The sequence below is a fragment of the Streptomyces sp. RGM 3693 genome, from assembly GCF_050471125.1.
Taxonomy (GTDB): Bacteria; Actinomycetota; Actinomycetes; order Streptomycetales; family Streptomycetaceae; genus Streptomyces.
Map to the genome: position 1 here is coordinate 235715 of NZ_JBMPPQ010000005.1, position 14933 is coordinate 250647.

Consider the following 14933-nt stretch of genomic DNA (forward strand, 5'->3'; position numbering starts at 1 on the left):
GCCCGGCCGGCGCGAAGTCCTGCGGACGGGCCTACCCGACCGCCGCCACCACCTGCCGCGGCGGCGCGGAGACCAGGTGGTCCGCCAGCTCCGCCCAGTGCCCGGACAGGTAGAAGTGGTCGCCGCCGGGGAAGACCCGCAGCCGGAAGCCGCCGGTGGTGTGCTCCTCCCAGGCGGCCGCCTCCTCGACGGTGACCAGCGGGTCCCGGTCGCCGGTCAGCGCGGTGATCGGGGTGGTCAGCGGCGGACCGGGCCGGTGCCGGTAGGTCTCCACGGCCTGGTAGTCGCTGCGGACCACCGGCAGGGCCATCGCCAGGACGTCCCGGTTGTCCAGCAGCCGCGGGTCAGTGCCCTGGGTCCGCCGGATCTCGTCGATCAGCCCGTCGTCGTCCCGGAGGTGGACCGTGCCGCCGCGGACCTTGGACGGCGCCCAGGCGCTGGAGACGATCAGGTGCGCCGGGGCGACCCCGTCGCGCTCCAGGAGGCGGGCCACCTCGTACGCCACCAGGGCGCCCATGCTGTGGCCCAACAGGACCAGCGGGCGGTCGGTCAGGGGTGCCAGCGCCCGGTACGCGCCGGCCGCCAGCGCCCGCAGGTCCTCGACGCGGGCCTCCCGGATCCGGTCGTTGCGGCCCGGGTACTGGACCGCCAGCACCTCGTACGGGCGCCCGCCGACGGTGCGGGCGGCGACGGCGGTGGCCAGCGGCCGGTAGGTGCCGGCGCCGCCGCCCGCGTGCGGGAAGCAGACGACCCGGGCGGCCCCGGCGGCGGACTGCGCCGGCCCCGGGCGCAGTCGCCGCAGCCACGGGTCAGCGGCGGGGGCCGACCGGGGCCGCGGGAGGGTGAGCGCGCGGGCGTCACATGCCACGGGTGTAGCCCCCGTCGACCGTGAGGGACTGCGCGGTGACGGCGGCCGCCCGGTCGGACACCAGGAAGCCGATGAGTTCGGCGGCCTCCCGCGCCTCGACCAGCCGCCGCAGCGGGATGGATTTGCGCGCCTGGCGCAGCATCCGCGCCGGGTCGGCGCCGATCTCCTCCGCCGAGGCGGCGATCTCGCGGCGCAGCATCGGGGTGTCGATCCAGCCCGGCAGCACCGCGTTGACGGTGATGCCGCGGGACGCCAGGTCCAGGGCGAGGCCCTTGGTGTAGCCGATCAGGCCGTGTTTGGAGGCGCAGTAGGCGGTGTTGCGCATCTTGCCGGCCTTGCCGAGGATCGACGAGACGTTGACGATCCGGCCCTTGTCGACGAGGTACTCCAGGCAGGCGGCGGTGACCGCGAAGGTGCCGTGCAGGTTGATGTCCAGCACCCGCAGCCAGGTTTCCTCGTCGTCCGGGCCGTTCTCGTCGGCGACGCCGGCGTTGTTGACCAGGATGTGCAGGTGGCCGGCGGCGCGGAGCGCGGTGCGCAGTTGGCTGCGGACCGCCTCCCGCTCGCGCAGGTCCGCGACGAGCGTGGTGGCCTCCGCGCCCAGGGCGCGCACTTCCTTGGCGACGGTCTCCAGTGGGGCGGCGTCCCGGTCGAGGAGGATCAGGTGGGCGGCGCCGGACTCAGCCAGCAGCAGGGCCACTTCGCGGCCGATGCCCTGGGCGGCGCCGGTGACCACGGCGGTCCGGCCGGCCAGTTCGCCCGGTACAGGGCCGGGTACGGGGGTGTCGAGTGCGCTCATGGCCGGCCCCTCACGCCATCTTCAGGCCGCCGTCGACGTGCAGTACCTCGCCCGTGGTGTACGTGTTGCGCGGGCTGGCGAGGTACGTCACGGCGTCGGCGATCGTCTCGGGTTCGGCGTACTTCTTCAGCAGCAGCCGGCTCATGATCTCGTCCGCGCCGTGGGCGCGGATGGTGTCGGTCATGTCGGTGTTGATGACGCCCGGGGCGACCGCGTTGACGAGGATGCCCCGGGAGGCCAGCTCCACCGCCATCGCCTTGGTGAAGGACTCCAGACCGCCCTTGGCCGCCGCGTAGTTCGACTGGCCGCGGCCCGGCTTGGAGGCGGCGGCGGAGGAGATGTTGACGATCCGGCCGTAGCGCTGGCGCAGCATCGCGGGCGCCACCGCCTGGACGGTGAGCATCGGGGCGACGAGGTTGGTGCGCAGTACGTCCTCGATGTCCGCGAGGCTCTGGTTGACGAGCAGTTCGTCGCGGGTGATCCCGGCGTTGTTCACCAGGACGTCGATCCGTCCGAAGGAGGCGCGGACGCCGGAGACGATGGTGTGCGGAACCTCGGGGTCGGAGATGTCCCCCTGGAACAGCTCGACCTTGCGGCCCAGCTTGGCGATCTGCTCGGCGACCTGCTCCGCCTCCGCCGTCGCGCTGCGGTAGTTGAGGGCGATATCGCAGCCCTCCTCCGCCAGCCGGACGGCGATGGCGCGGCCGATGCCCCGGCTACCGCCGGTCACCAGTGCCACCTGACCTGCGAATTCCATGAGCTGACGGGTCCTCTCGAATGAAGTGGGTTGGCGGGTCGGGCCGTTGGGGCCGGGCGCCGCACGCGGGGATGCCTGCGACGGGTCGCGTGCGGCGCCCGGGGGTACCCCCAGCTACCGCTGGGGGTGGCTCACACCGAGTGCGCGCTCTTGTAGTCGGCCAGCCGCAGCCCGTGCGCGTCGGCCAGTGCGGCGATGTCGATGACCTGCTGGCGGCTGATGTTCCCGTAGGAGTAGTGCCGGTCGATGCCGGCCAGGCCCATCAGCGCGGTCTCGGCCATGCAGGCGAAGAGCTGGCCGGCCTCCAGGAAGGCCCGCGCCGAGGGGTGCAGGCTCTCGCCGTGGGGCGTGGCGACGATGCCGCCGAGCATGTACGCCAGGTCCGGCCGCTGTGTGGCCAGGTCCGGCACCGCGTTGTTGGGCACCGCGATGTCGCAGACCACCGCGTCCGGCGCGAAGTGCTCCCCGGTTAGGAACGGCTCGGGGCTGTTGGAGGCGCACAGCACCAGCTGCGCCTCGCGGAGCGCGTCGCTGTCCTGGGTGACGGTCAGGAACGGGTCCTGGCCGTAGCGCTCCTCCAGGTACGCGGCGATCGCCTTGCCGCGCTCGGTGTCGTCCGCGGACGGGCCGTCGGCCAGCCACTTGGCGATCAGCGGCTCCTCGGCCAGCCGGGCCGGGATGCCGGTCAGCTCGCCGCCGTCCGCGATCCGCGCCCAGCACTCCTGGTAGATGCCGTGCACGGTGTTGCGCAGGCGCCGCGCGGAGCCGTCCCGGCGGCTGCCGACCAGCACGATCTTGCTGAGCTGCTCGGCGAACAGCTGGCTGTAGACGGAGGCGATGTTGCCGGCCGCGCCGACCACCGCCAGCGTGGCGTCGGCGACCGCGAAGCCGCGGTCGCGGGCGCCGCGCTCCATGGCCCGTACGCCCATCGCGACGGTCAGCGCGTTCCCGGAGGTCAGCGCGATGCCGGGGACGTTCAGCGAGGTGCAGTTGTGGGTGACGATGGAGGTGTACATGCCGAGCCCGGCGACCTCGCAGCCGTCCTCGCGGGCCGCCTGCACCCGCTCCTCGACGTCCGCCCGGATCCCGGCGACGTCCCCGGAGGCCAGGTAGCGGCCCATCTGCTCGGAGCCGACCATCAGCGGGTAGAGCGCGAACTCCACGGCGCTGCCCAGCGGCGAGTCGATCCGCACGCCCGGGTAGGGCGCCGCCTTCTTCACCGGGTCCATGCCGAGGACGAAGGCGCGCAGCGCGGCGTCGTTGAGGTCGGCCAGCGCCGGGTCGACCTGCCGCAGGTGGGCCGGGGTGATCAGGTGGTTGACGAACGCCACCTTGCGGACCGGGCCGGTCACCGGGCGCGGTTCGCCCTGCTCGTAGCCCTCGATGGCGCCGCGGAAGTCGCGGATCTCCGCCCGCGGCTTGGGGATCGTCCGGTCGCTGGCCGGGTGGACCAGGTGCAGGGTGTCCTCGTAGCGCAGGATGCGGCAGAGCCGGTCCAGGGCGCCGCGCAGCCGCTCGATCTCCTCGTCGGTGAGGAGCGCGGACGGCTGGATGCGCAGGACGTTGCCGGCGCTGCCGGTCGGCGCCATCCGGATCCGCTCCTGGCGCAGCAGGTAGCCGGAGAGGAGGTAGCCCAGCGCCCCGGTGTAGGCGCTGCTGCGCAGCACCATGGAGCGGGCCTCGCCCTGGTCGCGCAGCTGGACGCCGATGAACAGGCCCTTGCCGCGGATGTCCTCGATGACGTCCGGGTAGGCCGACTTGAGGTCGGCCAGCATCTCGACCACCCGCTCGCCGCGCTCGGTGACCTGGCGGTACGCCTGTCCGTCGGCGTCCTCCAGCATCGCGACGACCTTGCGGGCGATGGACGAGGAGAAGTCGTCCATGGCGAACGTCGAGCTGTGGATCAGGTCGAACTCGCCCTGGTACAGCGACCGGCGGACCAGCATCGCGGAGACCTTGGCCAGGCCGCCGCCCAGCGACTTGGACAGCGTGTAGTAGTCGCCGCGCAGCCCGATCAGCGAGCTGGCCAGGAAGGCGCCGCAGCGGCCCATGCCGCTCTGCACCTCGTCGATGATCAGCGCGGTGCCGACCTTGTTGCAGAACAGCCGGATGGCGCGGCCCTGTTCGGTGGTGAGCGCGTGGATGCCGCCCTCGCCCTGCACCGGCTCGACCATGAAGGCGGTGATGGCCGGGAAGTCCCGTTCGACGACCCGCACCCGGCCGTCGGCCAGTTCGGTGTCGAGCAGCACCACCCGCTCGTCCTCGGCGATCCGGTCCAGCAGCTCCGGCTGGTCCATGGGGACGAAGCGGACCCGCGTGCCCAGGTTCTGGAATGGGGCGCGGAAGCCGGCGTTGTAGGTGAGCTGGACGCTGCCGACGAGCTTGCCGTGGAAGGAGCGCTCCAGCGCCAGGAAGAGCGGTTTGGTGGCCAGCGCCGCCGCGTTGTGCGCGCCGATCGCGGCCAGCAGCCCCTCGATGCCGGCGGCCGGGGCGACCTGCCCCTGGAGGGCGGGCAGCTGGTAGGCGTCCGGGTCGACGGTGGCCGCGCCACGGCGGACCGTGTCCCGGGCCGCCTCCAGATGCGCGGCGGTCTCCTCGGCCAGCGCCGCCACCTTGGTCACCCGGACCAGCTCGGCGTGCTTGACGGCCGCCTCGATGGCCTCGGCGCCGCTGTTGCCGAAGGTGGCCAGGTACGGCTCCTTGATGCCGGTCTCCCGGCGGACGACGTCGCTGAGCTCGGCGCCGAGCCGGCCGGCCTCGCCGCGCAGCGAGAACTGGGCGTGCACGGGACGGTTCTGCTCCAGCAGCTCCTTGGCGTGCGCGACGATCTCCGGGTGGTTGTGCCCGAAGATCAGCGAGCCGTAGCCGCCCATCAGGTCCAGGACCGGCACCAGTTCGCCCTGGTCGTCGCGGTGGTAGAGGGTGTTGCCCTCGGCCCGCTCGTACTCGACGTCCAGCCCCAGGGCGGTGAACACCCGGCCCATCTGGGGCTGCACGAATTCGGTGAACGCTGACGTAGCTGACATGGGTTGGTGGTCTCCTAGACGAGGTGCGGCCGCTTGGCGAGCAGTGCTCCGGCGAACCCGTTGAAACTGCTGTGCAGGCTGAGGACGGAGTCGATCCGCCGCTTCCGGGCCGACCCGGTGACGAAGTCGGTGCCGTCGTCCGGCGGGGTCGCCAGGTGTGCGATCGGCGGCAGCTCACCGGTGGCGAACAGGCTTGGCGCCAGGGCCAGTTCGGCCAGCGGTCCGGCGGCCCCCAGGGTGCCGATGACCGGTCGTACGGAGCTGACCGGGACGCCGCTGTCCTTGAGCAGCGCGCGCAGCAGCTCGGCCTCGGCGGCGTCGTGCTGAACGGTGCCCTTACCGTCGGCCAGGACGGCGCCGAGGCTGTCCGGTGTCACCCCGTGCGCGGCCATCAGGCCGCGGGCGCTCTCGGCCAGCGCGGCCGGGCCGACGCCGCTGTCCACGGCGGGCCGCAGCGCCGCGCCCAGCACCTCCACCAGCGGGCGGGCGCCGCGCGCCGCGGCGTCCCCGGCGCGCTCCAGGATCAGCGCCACCGCGCCCTCAGCCAGCACCGTGCCGTCCCGCTCGGCGTCGAAGCTGCGCAGCGAGGCGGTGCCGCGGCCGCCGGCGGTGAGGTTGCCGGCACGGTACTGCGCGGCCAGCTTCAGCGGCTCGTTGTAGCTGCCGGCGCCGACCACCAGCGCGGTGTCGCAGTCTCCCTGGCGGAGGCTGAACGCGGCCCGCTGGAGGGCGCCCAGCGCGGCCCCGGCGTCCTGGACGAAGGCCGCGCAGTCGCCGCGGAACCGCTGGGCGATGCTGACCAGCGCCAGGGTGTTGTTGTTCAGCGCCCGGATGACGGTGAACGGGTTGAAGGTCGCGGCGTTGCCGAACGCCTCCGCCACCACCCGCGTGAGGTCCGCGCCGACCTGCGGCGAGGTGTCGGTACGGGCCTGGTCGAGCGCCTTGTGGAAGGCGGCCACGCTCAGTTCGGTGGAGTCGTCCTGGGCGACGTAGAGCCCGCGCCGCTCCTCGGGGATGGTCTGCCAGCTGTCGCCGGCCTGCCGCATGGCGTCCTCGGCGGCCAGCACCGCGTTGAAGGTGAAGGCGGTGCCGAACTTCCGCAGCTTGTGCGGGACGCTGTCCCGGCTGGCCTGCTGGAGGTCGGCGGGGACGTGCCCGAAGTGGGTGATCTTCTTCGTCCGGACGTAGGGGTCCTGGTAGGGCGCGAGCGCGGGCCGTGCCTCGCGCCAGGCCGTCCACAGGGCCTCGGGCCCGCGCCCGGTGGGCAGCACGGCGCCGATGCCGGTGACGACGATCGCGTCGGGGTCGAAGGAGGGGTCGGCGGCCGGGTCGTGTCCGGCGCTCTCCGCACCGGACACGACGTCGTAGCCCACCGCGATGTCCGTGCTCGAAACGATGTCAGTGCTCATAACCACGCACCACCAGACTGGCGTTGAGTCCGCCGAAGCCGAAGGAATTGCTCACAGCCACCGACACCTCCTGGTACCGCGCCTTGTCCGGCACGTAGTCCAGGTCGCAGGCCGGATCCGGGTTCTCCAGATTCAGCGTCGGGGGCACGATGCCGTCCCGTACGGACAGCACGGTGGCGATCAGCTCGGGCGCACCGGCGGCGGCGATCAGGTGTCCGAGCATGGTCTTGTTGGCGGTGACCGCCAGCTTCCGGTAGTGCTCGCCGGCCGCGAACACGTCCTTGATCGCCCGGGTCTCGATCGGGTCGTTGAGCGGGGTGGAGGTGCCGTGCGCGTTGATGGAATCCACCGCGTCCGGCGCCACCTGGCCGTCGGCCAGCGCCCGGCTCATCGCCAGCGCGGCGCCGTGCCCCTCCGGGTGCGGGGCCGTGACCTGGTAGGCATCCAACGAGCTGCCGAAACCGGCCAGTTCGGCGTAGATGGTCGCGCCGCGCCGCCGGGCGCTCTCCTCGCTCTCCAGCACCACCATGGCCGCGCCCTCGGCGGCCACCAGCCCACTGCGGTCCCGGTCGAAGGCCCGGCACAGCCGGTCCCCGAACAGCTCGGACGTGGACGGCGCCCCCAGCAGGTGCAGCCCGGTCATGGTCGGCAGGTTGAGCACCGAATCGGCACCGCCCACCACCATCGCGTCCACCTCCCCGCGCCGGATCATCTTCAAGCCGTGACCGATGGCGTGGGTGGCCCCGGCACAGGCGGTGGAGAAGTTCAGCGCCGGGCCGCGCAGCCGGTGGCGGGCCGCGATCCCGGCGGCCAGCGCGTCGTTGGTGCAGAACAGGCCGCTGGCCCGGTCCAGTTGGTCGCGCCGCCCGAAGAGCGTCTGCCAGCTGGGCTGCCCGTCCTCGCCGATCGCGTGCAGCAGCTCATAGGGGTCCCGCTCCGGCACGCCCGAGCCGACGGCGGTGCCGATCCGGCCCACCGGGCCCGGCCCGTCGATCCCGGCGTCGGCCAGCGCCTGCGCGGCGGCCGCCAGCCCGAACCGGGTGCGCCGCTCCAGCGGCCGGTCCGGGTCCGCCTCGGCACCGTGGCGCGCGGCGAACGCGGTGTCATCGACCGGTGCCGCGTAACGCACCGGGAAGTCCTCCACACCGGGCAGCTGCCAGGCGCGGATCGCCGACCGGCCCGCGGTCAGGCCCTCCCACATGGTCTGCCAGTCGAGCCCCAGTCCGCAGACGGCGCCCAGTCCGGTCACCACGACCCGGCGGCTCATTTCTCGGCTCCTTCCAGTACGACGGCGCACACCTGGCCGCGTGCGCCGCAGGCCAGCACCAGGGCCCGCGGGGCGGGCAGCGCCTCCTCGCGCACCGCGTCACCGTCGGCGGCCAGCCGCCGCCCGGACGCCAGGCCGTGCAGCGCCAGCAGCGTGTGCGCCAGTGGGTGGGCGGGGCCCAGTACCCCGGTGGCCCGTTCGCTGGTGAACTGGGCGGGCCGGTCCGCGGTGCCCGCGAAGACCCGGTCCAGCGCGGCGCTCTGGGCCCGTGCGCCGTCGGTCGTCCAGGCGGCGTCGGGCAGCACCCAGCCGATCCCGCCGGCGTCCGTACCGGCCGTCTCCAGGGCCGCGTGGACGGCCTCGGCGATCGCCTCGGTACGGTCCTCGGCCCCGGCACCGAAGGCCCGGCCGTAACCGGCCAGCCGCGCACCGGGAGTCCCGGAACCGGCCGCGGAACCACCGGAACCGGCAGCACCGCCGGGACCGCCGTCGGCCCGCTCGGCGAGCAGGAAGGCCGCGCCCTCCCCCGGCACCGCGCCGTTCCACCCCAGCTCCTCGTACTGCGCGAAGAGCAGCGGATGCACCTTGGGGCTCACCGCCCCGACCAGCGCCGCCTCGTTCTCCCCCTCCGCGACCGACAGCGCCCCGTCGATCAGGGCGGTGAGGCCCGCTTCGGAGAACGGCGAGTACGCGGCCATGGCCCCGGTCAGCCCGAAGACCGCCGAGATGTGCGCCGCCGCGGTGCTGTTGAGGTGGGACAGTCCGCTGAACGGCGGGACCTCCCGCCCGTAGAGCGCGGCGACCTCGCCCGGCGACCCGGCGGCCTTGTGCAGCCGGTCCAGGGCGCCGAACCGCAGTAACTCCTCGTCCACCGTGGGCAGTCCGAGGTAGAGCCCCCAGCCGGGGCCGCCCACCGGGCCGCGCTCCGCCGGGCCGGCCAGGGCCAGCCGCGCCCCGTAGAGCGCCATCCGGGCCTGCTTCTCCGAGGTGCGCAGCACCCTGCGGTGCACCCCGAGGGTGGCCGCGTCCGGGTCGTCCACCAGGAAGGCGGTGTCGAAATCCGGCCATGGCCCGGCCAGTGCCTCGGTCGGCCGGCGGGTGTCCTTCCCGGCGACCAGGGTCTCCCACAGGACGCCCGGATCGGTGCCGGCCGCGGTGTACAGGCCGGGCGCGCTCAGTCGTACGTGATGCGTCGTCATCGCCCCGTTCACCCCGCCTCGGCCAGGATCAGCGAGCAGTTCTGCCCCCCGAAGCCGAAGGAGTTGGACAGCACCGCGGTCACCCGCGCCGGGCGCCGCTCGGTGACGATGTCCAGTCCGCTGGTGACCTCGTCCGGTTCGGCGAAGTTCAGCGTCGGCAGCAGCGTCTGCCGCTCCAGGCTGAGCACCGACAGCACCGCCTCGGCCGCCCCGCTGTTCGCCAACGAGTGCCCCATGGCGGACTTGTTGCCGGTGACCGGGAGCGTGGCGGCCCGCGCCCCGAAGACGGTGTGCAGCGCCGCCGCCTCGCAGGTGTCGTTGGCCTCGGTCGAGGTGCCGTGCGCGTTGATGTGGTCGATGTCCTCCGGGGCGAGCCCGGCATCGCCGAGCGCGGCCCGTATGCACTCCGCGTAGTCCGAGCCGTCCCGCGTACTGGACGTCATCTTCACCGCCTCGGTCACCCCGGCGTACCCGGCGACCTTGGCCAGGATGCGGGCGCCGCGCGCCTCGGCGTGCGCCCGGGACTCCAGGACGAGGAAGGCCGCGCCGTCGCCGATGACGAAACCGGAGCGGTCCTTGTCGAACGGGCGGCTGATCTGCGCCGGTTCCCGCCCCTGGGCCGGGGCGAGCGCGCCCACCCCGTAGAAGGCGGTGACCGCGGTCAGCGTGGTCAGGCTCTCGGCGCCCCCGGCGAGCGCCACGTCGAGCGTGCCGCTGCGGATGTAGCGGTAGGCGCTGCCGATCGCCATGCCGCCCGCGGCGCAGGCGTCCGCATGGGTCTCCAGCACGCCGGCCGCGCCGAAGTAGTCGGCGAGCGCGGCGGTGGCGGAGTCCGGCTGGATCTTTTCGTACCGCTGCGGGTCGAGCCCGCCGGCCGCGCCGGCCGCGTCGGGCGCTGCCGGGCCGTCGAGGTGCTCCAGGTAGCCGTCCAGGTCCAGGGCCCCGGCCTCGTGGTCCACGTGGGCGGCCAGCGAGGTGAGTTCGGCCGGCTCCATGACCATGCGGTTGCAGGCGAGGAAGACGCCACCGCGCTCGGTGTCCAGCCGCCTCGGCAGTCCGCTGCGCTCCCATGCCTGGGCGGCGGCGTGCCAGGCGAGGACGCCGGCCGACCCCAGCGGCCCGGCCTCTTCGGGCGCCGCGTCGGCGAGCGCCTGCCGCACCTGGGGGTCGATGTGCGCCGAGACGGCACAGGGGACGCCCCACTCCTTGTGGAGGGGGTGCTCGGTGATGAGCGTGCCTCCTTCCGCGATGTGGTCGAACAGCGCCTCCGGGTCGGTCAGTTGCCCGGCGACCAGACCGATCCCGGTCACCACGACCTCGTGTTCGGCCCCGTTGGGTATGAGGGGTGTCACTTGCTTTCCTTTCGCACGACTCGCACGACGAGCGACGCCTTCCGCACCGGCCGCGGGACGGTCAGCCGACGGGCTGGGCGTGCCCGATGGCGGCGAGCGTCGCCCGGACGCCCTCGGCCATCACCTCGTCGCCGGTGGCCGCCTCCAGCGCGGCACCGCAGCCGGCGCAGATCGCCTTGCCGGACGCGGCCAGTTCGGCCTTGTCGGCGCCGCACTCGGTGCAGGTCTCGGGCAGGTAGTCGAAGATGGCGTGGGTGAAGGCGGCCCAGTGCGCGCTGGTGGCCGCCGCGGCGACCTCGTAGGGCCGCTGACCGGCGTACACCTGCTCCGCGGAGTAGCCGAACGCGCTGCGGCGCAGTACCTCGGCGGCCAGTTCCGTGATGCCGCCGCGCTCGTCGTACAGCTGCTCGGAGCTGCCGAGGGCGGTGGCGAGCTGGTCCAGGACGTTCGACTTCGGCAGCGCCACGCCGAGCTTGGTCTCCATCTCGAAGCGGAATTCGACCAGGTCCAGGGATTCCGCGCCCAGGTCGGCGACCAGGGTGGCGTCCGCGGTGATCTCGTCTGCACCGGTGCCGAGGACCTGGGCCAGGCCCTCCCGCACGATGTCCTGGATCTGCTCGGCCTCGTAGGGGTTCTGCATTCTTCTCTCCTCGTTTCTGAGCACTCTGAACACCACCGTCGACCAGCCATGACAATTCGCGGAAAACGGCAGGGGAAATTACCCGGCGACACATTGCCGACCCGCCCACCATCGGCCCTGAAAGAACGCAGGGCACCATGAATACGCGATGCCGAAAGTCCGCTTCGCGAGCCCTTTGTGAAGTCGTTCAGAATTTCAGATGACGACTGCCACAACCGGCTGCCACTCGGTGAAAGTTGTTGATGGATTGCCCGCCCAGGGCATGACACCTCGTCGCGAAAACGACTGGTTCATCCTGCGGGCACAAGAGAACGGGAACGCTTCCAGAATTCAGGAAGCCCCAATTTCAGACGCCAATGTAGGCGCTACACATGGCCATCCCCCGTAGCAAATGATCCCCCGACACCTGCTTGCACAAGAGCAGGCTGTCATCGATGGCGATCACCTCATCGTGACGCACTCGCAAAGCCCGCCCCGCCTCTACTGGAGGCGCGATAAAAACGTTACCAGAGCTGCCCAGAACCGTCACTCGTTTGTGCGATAGGTCACGCGACCCAGAGCGCCCAAGGAGAGGTAAACCATAAATGTTCCGTGGTAATGGAAAACTTAACGCGCCATTCACGCAGGTCGGTTTTACTGCTCGACCCGGCGATCTGGCGGGTTACCGGACGTAAACTTACTCGGCATCCAATCGCTTTCCGGCCACGACGCTGAATTCCGGCCATTGGCCGGACACCGCCTCACCCGACGGGCCCACCCCCGGCCGACACCCCACCGGCCACCCCGGTCTCCCCGGCCACCCCGGACACCGGCCCCGTCACCGCCCCCGGTCCCTCCTCCTGGAGCCGCCGCGCGTACCCCGCCAGCCGCTTCCCCAGATTCACACTCACCGCACCGACCAACCGGCCCTCCCGGTAGTGCGCCTCCAGCACCTTCTCCGTACCCGGCGCCCCCTCCTCGACGACCACCCGGTCCCCGGTCCCCGGCAACCCCACCGACCTGATCCGCAACCCGAACGCCGACGTCCAGAACGACGGCAGGTGCACATACGACTCGGCCGCCGCCGGCCCCGCCAGCAGATTCCGCGCCGCCAACTCCCCCTGCGCCGCCGCATTGCTCCAGTGCTCCAACGGAACCGGCCCGTCCGCATCCCGCACCGCATCGCACCGCGCCACGTCCCCGGCCACCACGATCCGCGGATCGACCACCCCGGCCACCCCCGCGGTCCGCGCGAACAACCGCTCGTCACAGTGGACCCGCCCGGCCGGCAACGCCAACCCGGACCCCACCAACCACCCGGTCGCCGGCACCATCCCGATCGCCACCACCGCCACCTCGGCCGGCAGCACGCTCCCGTCAGCCAGCTCGACCCCGCCGACCCGCTCCCCCGTCACGCGAAAGCCCGTCACCCCGGTGCCCAACCGCAGCGCGACCCCGGCCCGACGCGCCGCCTCCGCCACCACATCCGGCACCGTCCCGCCCAGCACCCGCAACGGCCGCCCGAACGGCTCCACCAACGTCACCCGCACCCCGAGCCCCAGCCCAACCAGCGACGACGCCAACTCCACCCCGACGAAACCCGCACCGACGACGACCACCTCACGGGCCCCGCCGTCAATCTCCGCCCGCAGCGCCCGGACGTCGTCCAGTCCCCGCACGGTCAGCACCCCGGCCGGCACCTCCCCGGGCCAGACCCGCGCCTGCGCCCCGGTCGCCACCACCAGCCCGTCGTACGGCACCTCCGCACCATCGGCCAGCCGCACCCGACGCCGCTCCCGGTCCAACCCCACGGCCGCGGTCCCCCGGACCCAGCGGGCACCGAAGTCCTCGGCGCCCGCCAGCCGGATGTCGTCCGCGGTGAGCGTCCCGGCCACCACCTGCTTGGTCAACGGCGGCCGGTCATACGGGAGTTCCGCCTCGTCCGACACCATGGTCAGCGCCCCGGAAAACCCCCGCGCCCGCAGCGCCTCACCGGCCCGGACTCCCGCCAGGCCCGCGCCCACCACGACGACCTCGCGCAAGGTTCAGGCCCCCTCGACCGAGATCGCCCGCACCGGGCACGCCCGCGCCGCGGCCACCACCCTGTCCGCGAGCTCCGGCGCCGGGTCCGGCGCGACCTCCAACCGCTCATCGTCGTCCAACGCGAAGACCTCGGGCGCCACCAGGGCACACTGCCCCAACCCGTCACACAGCTCGTAATCGACCGTGATCCGCATACGTGCCTCCCCCAACTCCACAACAACTCAAGCCACTTGACCGGCGAGGAGGCGTCCCCGCCAGGCCCGCCCGCGGCCGGCGGCACCACCCCACGGGATCCGCGCCGCCGACCGCCACCACGTCCCTACACCGTCTCCCGCGCATACCGCAGCGGCAGTTCCTCCAGCCCCCGGATCGCGTCCGAGGCCAGCCACCGCACCTCCCCCGCCGGCACACCCAACTCCAGCGTCGGGAACCGGTCCAGGATCTCGGTCAGCGCGATCGTCGCCTCCTGACGGGCCAGCCGCTGCCCCAGGCAGAAGTGCGGCCCCATCCCGAACGCGACGTGCTGCGCGGTGGCCCGCCCGATGTCGAACACCTGGCCGTCCTCCCGCACCTCCGCGTCCCGATTGGCCGCGTTCAGCAGGAACCGCACCAGCTCGCCCTTGCGGATGGTGACCCCACCGGCCTCGATGTCCGTGAGCGCCACCCGGTTGACCGTGGTCATCGCCGACCCGCGGAACCGCAGCGCCTCCTCCACCGCCCGACCCACCAGCGACCGGTCGGCACGCAGCGCGGCCAACTGCTCCGGATGCGTCAACAGCTCGTGCAACGCGTTGGCCAGCAGATTCGTCACCGTGTCATGACCAGCGATCAGCAACACCGCGGCGAACGACGACAGTTCCTCGTCCGACAACCCGGTCCCGTCCTCGAACCGCGCCGCGATCAACTCGCTGAGCAGATCCTCCGTCGGCTGCTCCCGCTTGGCCCCGATCAACCCGATGCAGTACGCGAACAGTTCGCCCGCCGACGTCTGCATCGCCTCCAGCGACGGCGCCGCGGAGATGTCCATCGCCCACTTCCGGAACGGGTCCCGGTCCTCGCCCGGCACCCCCAGCAGATCGCAGATCACCTCCAACGGCATCGGATAGGTGAACGCGTCGATGAAGTCCACCGTCCCGCGCTCGCCCAGCTTGTCCAGCAGCTGCCGGGTGATCTCCACGATCCGCGGCTCCAGCTGCCGCACCGCCTTCGACGCGAACGCCGCGGTCACGAGCCGGCGGTAACGGGCGTGCCCCGGGTCGTCCTGCTCCAGCAGCATCACCCGCAACCCCGGGACCAACGCCCCGTGCGGCGCATGCGCATGCACATCGTTCGACAGCCGCGGATCGCTCAGCAGCTCCCGGGTCAGCGCCGCGCCCAGCACCGTCCAGGTCTCCTGCTGGTTCAGCTGCCGCGTACGGATGATGCCATGGCGCGCGGCGAGCCCCGCCAGCTCCCGCTCCAGATCCGCCGTAGCCGCCAGTTCGGCCAGATCGATTACCTCGGACATGACGAACTCCCCCCTGTGCCACGAATGACGGGCCGCCGACCCACGCCGCGGCCCGCACGCCACGCCGTGGGCCGACCGACCCCAAGA

Annotated in this window: 12 protein-coding genes; all 12 read right to left on the bottom strand. The window is 72.6% G+C overall.

Annotated elements, in window-relative coordinates:
* Nucleotides 1-31 precede the first annotated feature (31 nt).
* Nucleotides 32-868, bottom strand: coding sequence for a thioesterase II family protein (locus ACO0M4_RS40505; protein ID WP_430376283.1), 837 nt, complete (start codon nt 866-868; stop codon nt 32-34).
* The gene (locus ACO0M4_RS40510) at nt 858-1667 is read right to left on the bottom strand and encodes an SDR family NAD(P)-dependent oxidoreductase (RefSeq protein ID WP_430376284.1); all 810 of its coding nucleotides are present in this window, start codon (nt 1665-1667) and stop codon (nt 858-860) included. The genes ACO0M4_RS40505 and ACO0M4_RS40510 overlap by 11 nt, the downstream gene beginning before the upstream one ends.
* Before the next feature lie 10 nt (nt 1668-1677).
* Nucleotides 1678-2424, bottom strand: coding sequence for a 3-oxoacyl-ACP reductase family protein (locus tag ACO0M4_RS40515; RefSeq protein ID WP_430376285.1), 747 nt, complete (start codon nt 2422-2424; stop codon nt 1678-1680).
* Between the two features lie 131 nt (nt 2425-2555).
* Nucleotides 2556-5450, bottom strand: a complete 2895-nt coding sequence (locus ACO0M4_RS40520) for an aminotransferase class III-fold pyridoxal phosphate-dependent enzyme (RefSeq protein WP_430376286.1) — start codon at nt 5448-5450, stop codon at nt 2556-2558.
* A 14-nt stretch (nt 5451-5464) separates the two neighbouring features.
* Complete coding sequence (locus ACO0M4_RS40525) at nt 5465-6859, bottom strand: beta-ketoacyl synthase N-terminal-like domain-containing protein (RefSeq protein WP_430376287.1); 1395 nt, start codon at nt 6857-6859, stop codon at nt 5465-5467.
* Nucleotides 6849-8126 carry a beta-ketoacyl-[acyl-carrier-protein] synthase family protein gene (locus ACO0M4_RS40530; RefSeq protein WP_430376288.1) on the bottom strand — a complete coding sequence of 426 codons (1278 nt, stop codon included), beginning with the start codon at nt 8124-8126 and terminating at the stop codon, nt 6849-6851. The genes ACO0M4_RS40525 and ACO0M4_RS40530 overlap by 11 nt, the downstream gene beginning before the upstream one ends.
* On the bottom strand, nt 8123-9325 hold the full coding sequence (locus tag ACO0M4_RS40535; protein WP_430376289.1) for a beta-ketoacyl synthase N-terminal-like domain-containing protein: 1203 nt from the start codon (nt 9323-9325) through the stop codon (nt 8123-8125). The genes ACO0M4_RS40530 and ACO0M4_RS40535 overlap by 4 nt, the downstream gene beginning before the upstream one ends.
* Before the next feature lie 8 nt (nt 9326-9333).
* Complete coding sequence (locus ACO0M4_RS40540) at nt 9334-10677, bottom strand: beta-ketoacyl-[acyl-carrier-protein] synthase family protein (protein WP_430376290.1); 1344 nt, start codon at nt 10675-10677, stop codon at nt 9334-9336.
* A 61-nt stretch (nt 10678-10738) separates the two neighbouring features.
* Nucleotides 10739-11317: an acyl carrier protein gene (locus ACO0M4_RS40545; protein WP_430376291.1), complete on the bottom strand. Its 579-nt coding sequence runs from the start codon at nt 11315-11317 to the stop codon at nt 10739-10741.
* 740 nt (nt 11318-12057) lie between these two features.
* On the bottom strand, nt 12058-13338 hold the full coding sequence (locus tag ACO0M4_RS40550; protein WP_430376292.1) for an NAD(P)/FAD-dependent oxidoreductase: 1281 nt from the start codon (nt 13336-13338) through the stop codon (nt 12058-12060).
* Between the two features lie 3 nt (nt 13339-13341).
* Nucleotides 13342-13533: a ferredoxin gene (locus tag ACO0M4_RS40555; protein ID WP_430376293.1), complete on the bottom strand. Its 192-nt coding sequence runs from the start codon at nt 13531-13533 to the stop codon at nt 13342-13344.
* A 125-nt stretch (nt 13534-13658) separates the two neighbouring features.
* On the bottom strand, nt 13659-14846 hold the full coding sequence (locus ACO0M4_RS40560; RefSeq protein ID WP_430376294.1) for a cytochrome P450 family protein: 1188 nt from the start codon (nt 14844-14846) through the stop codon (nt 13659-13661).
* Nucleotides 14847-14933 lie beyond the last annotated feature (87 nt).

Coding starts and splice junctions, on each gene's coding strand:
- ACO0M4_RS40555 (WP_430376293.1), bottom strand. CDS start 13,533: ATGCGGATCACGGTCGATTACGAGCTGTGTGACGGGTTGGGGCAGTGT.
- ACO0M4_RS40560 (WP_430376294.1), bottom strand. CDS start 14,846: ATGTCCGAGGTAATCGATCTGGCCGAACTGGCGGCTACGGCGGATCTG.
- ACO0M4_RS40525 (WP_430376287.1), bottom strand. CDS start 6,859: ATGAGCACTGACATCGTTTCGAGCACGGACATCGCGGTGGGCTACGAC.
- ACO0M4_RS40545 (WP_430376291.1), bottom strand. CDS start 11,317: ATGCAGAACCCCTACGAGGCCGAGCAGATCCAGGACATCGTGCGGGAG.
- ACO0M4_RS40515 (WP_430376285.1), bottom strand. CDS start 2,424: ATGGAATTCGCAGGTCAGGTGGCACTGGTGACCGGCGGTAGCCGGGGC.
- ACO0M4_RS40530 (WP_430376288.1), bottom strand. CDS start 8,126: ATGAGCCGCCGGGTCGTGGTGACCGGACTGGGCGCCGTCTGCGGACTG.
- ACO0M4_RS40520 (WP_430376286.1), bottom strand. CDS start 5,450: ATGTCAGCTACGTCAGCGTTCACCGAATTCGTGCAGCCCCAGATGGGC.
- ACO0M4_RS40510 (WP_430376284.1), bottom strand. CDS start 1,667: ATGAGCGCACTCGACACCCCCGTACCCGGCCCTGTACCGGGCGAACTG.
- ACO0M4_RS40535 (WP_430376289.1), bottom strand. CDS start 9,325: ATGACGACGCATCACGTACGACTGAGCGCGCCCGGCCTGTACACCGCG.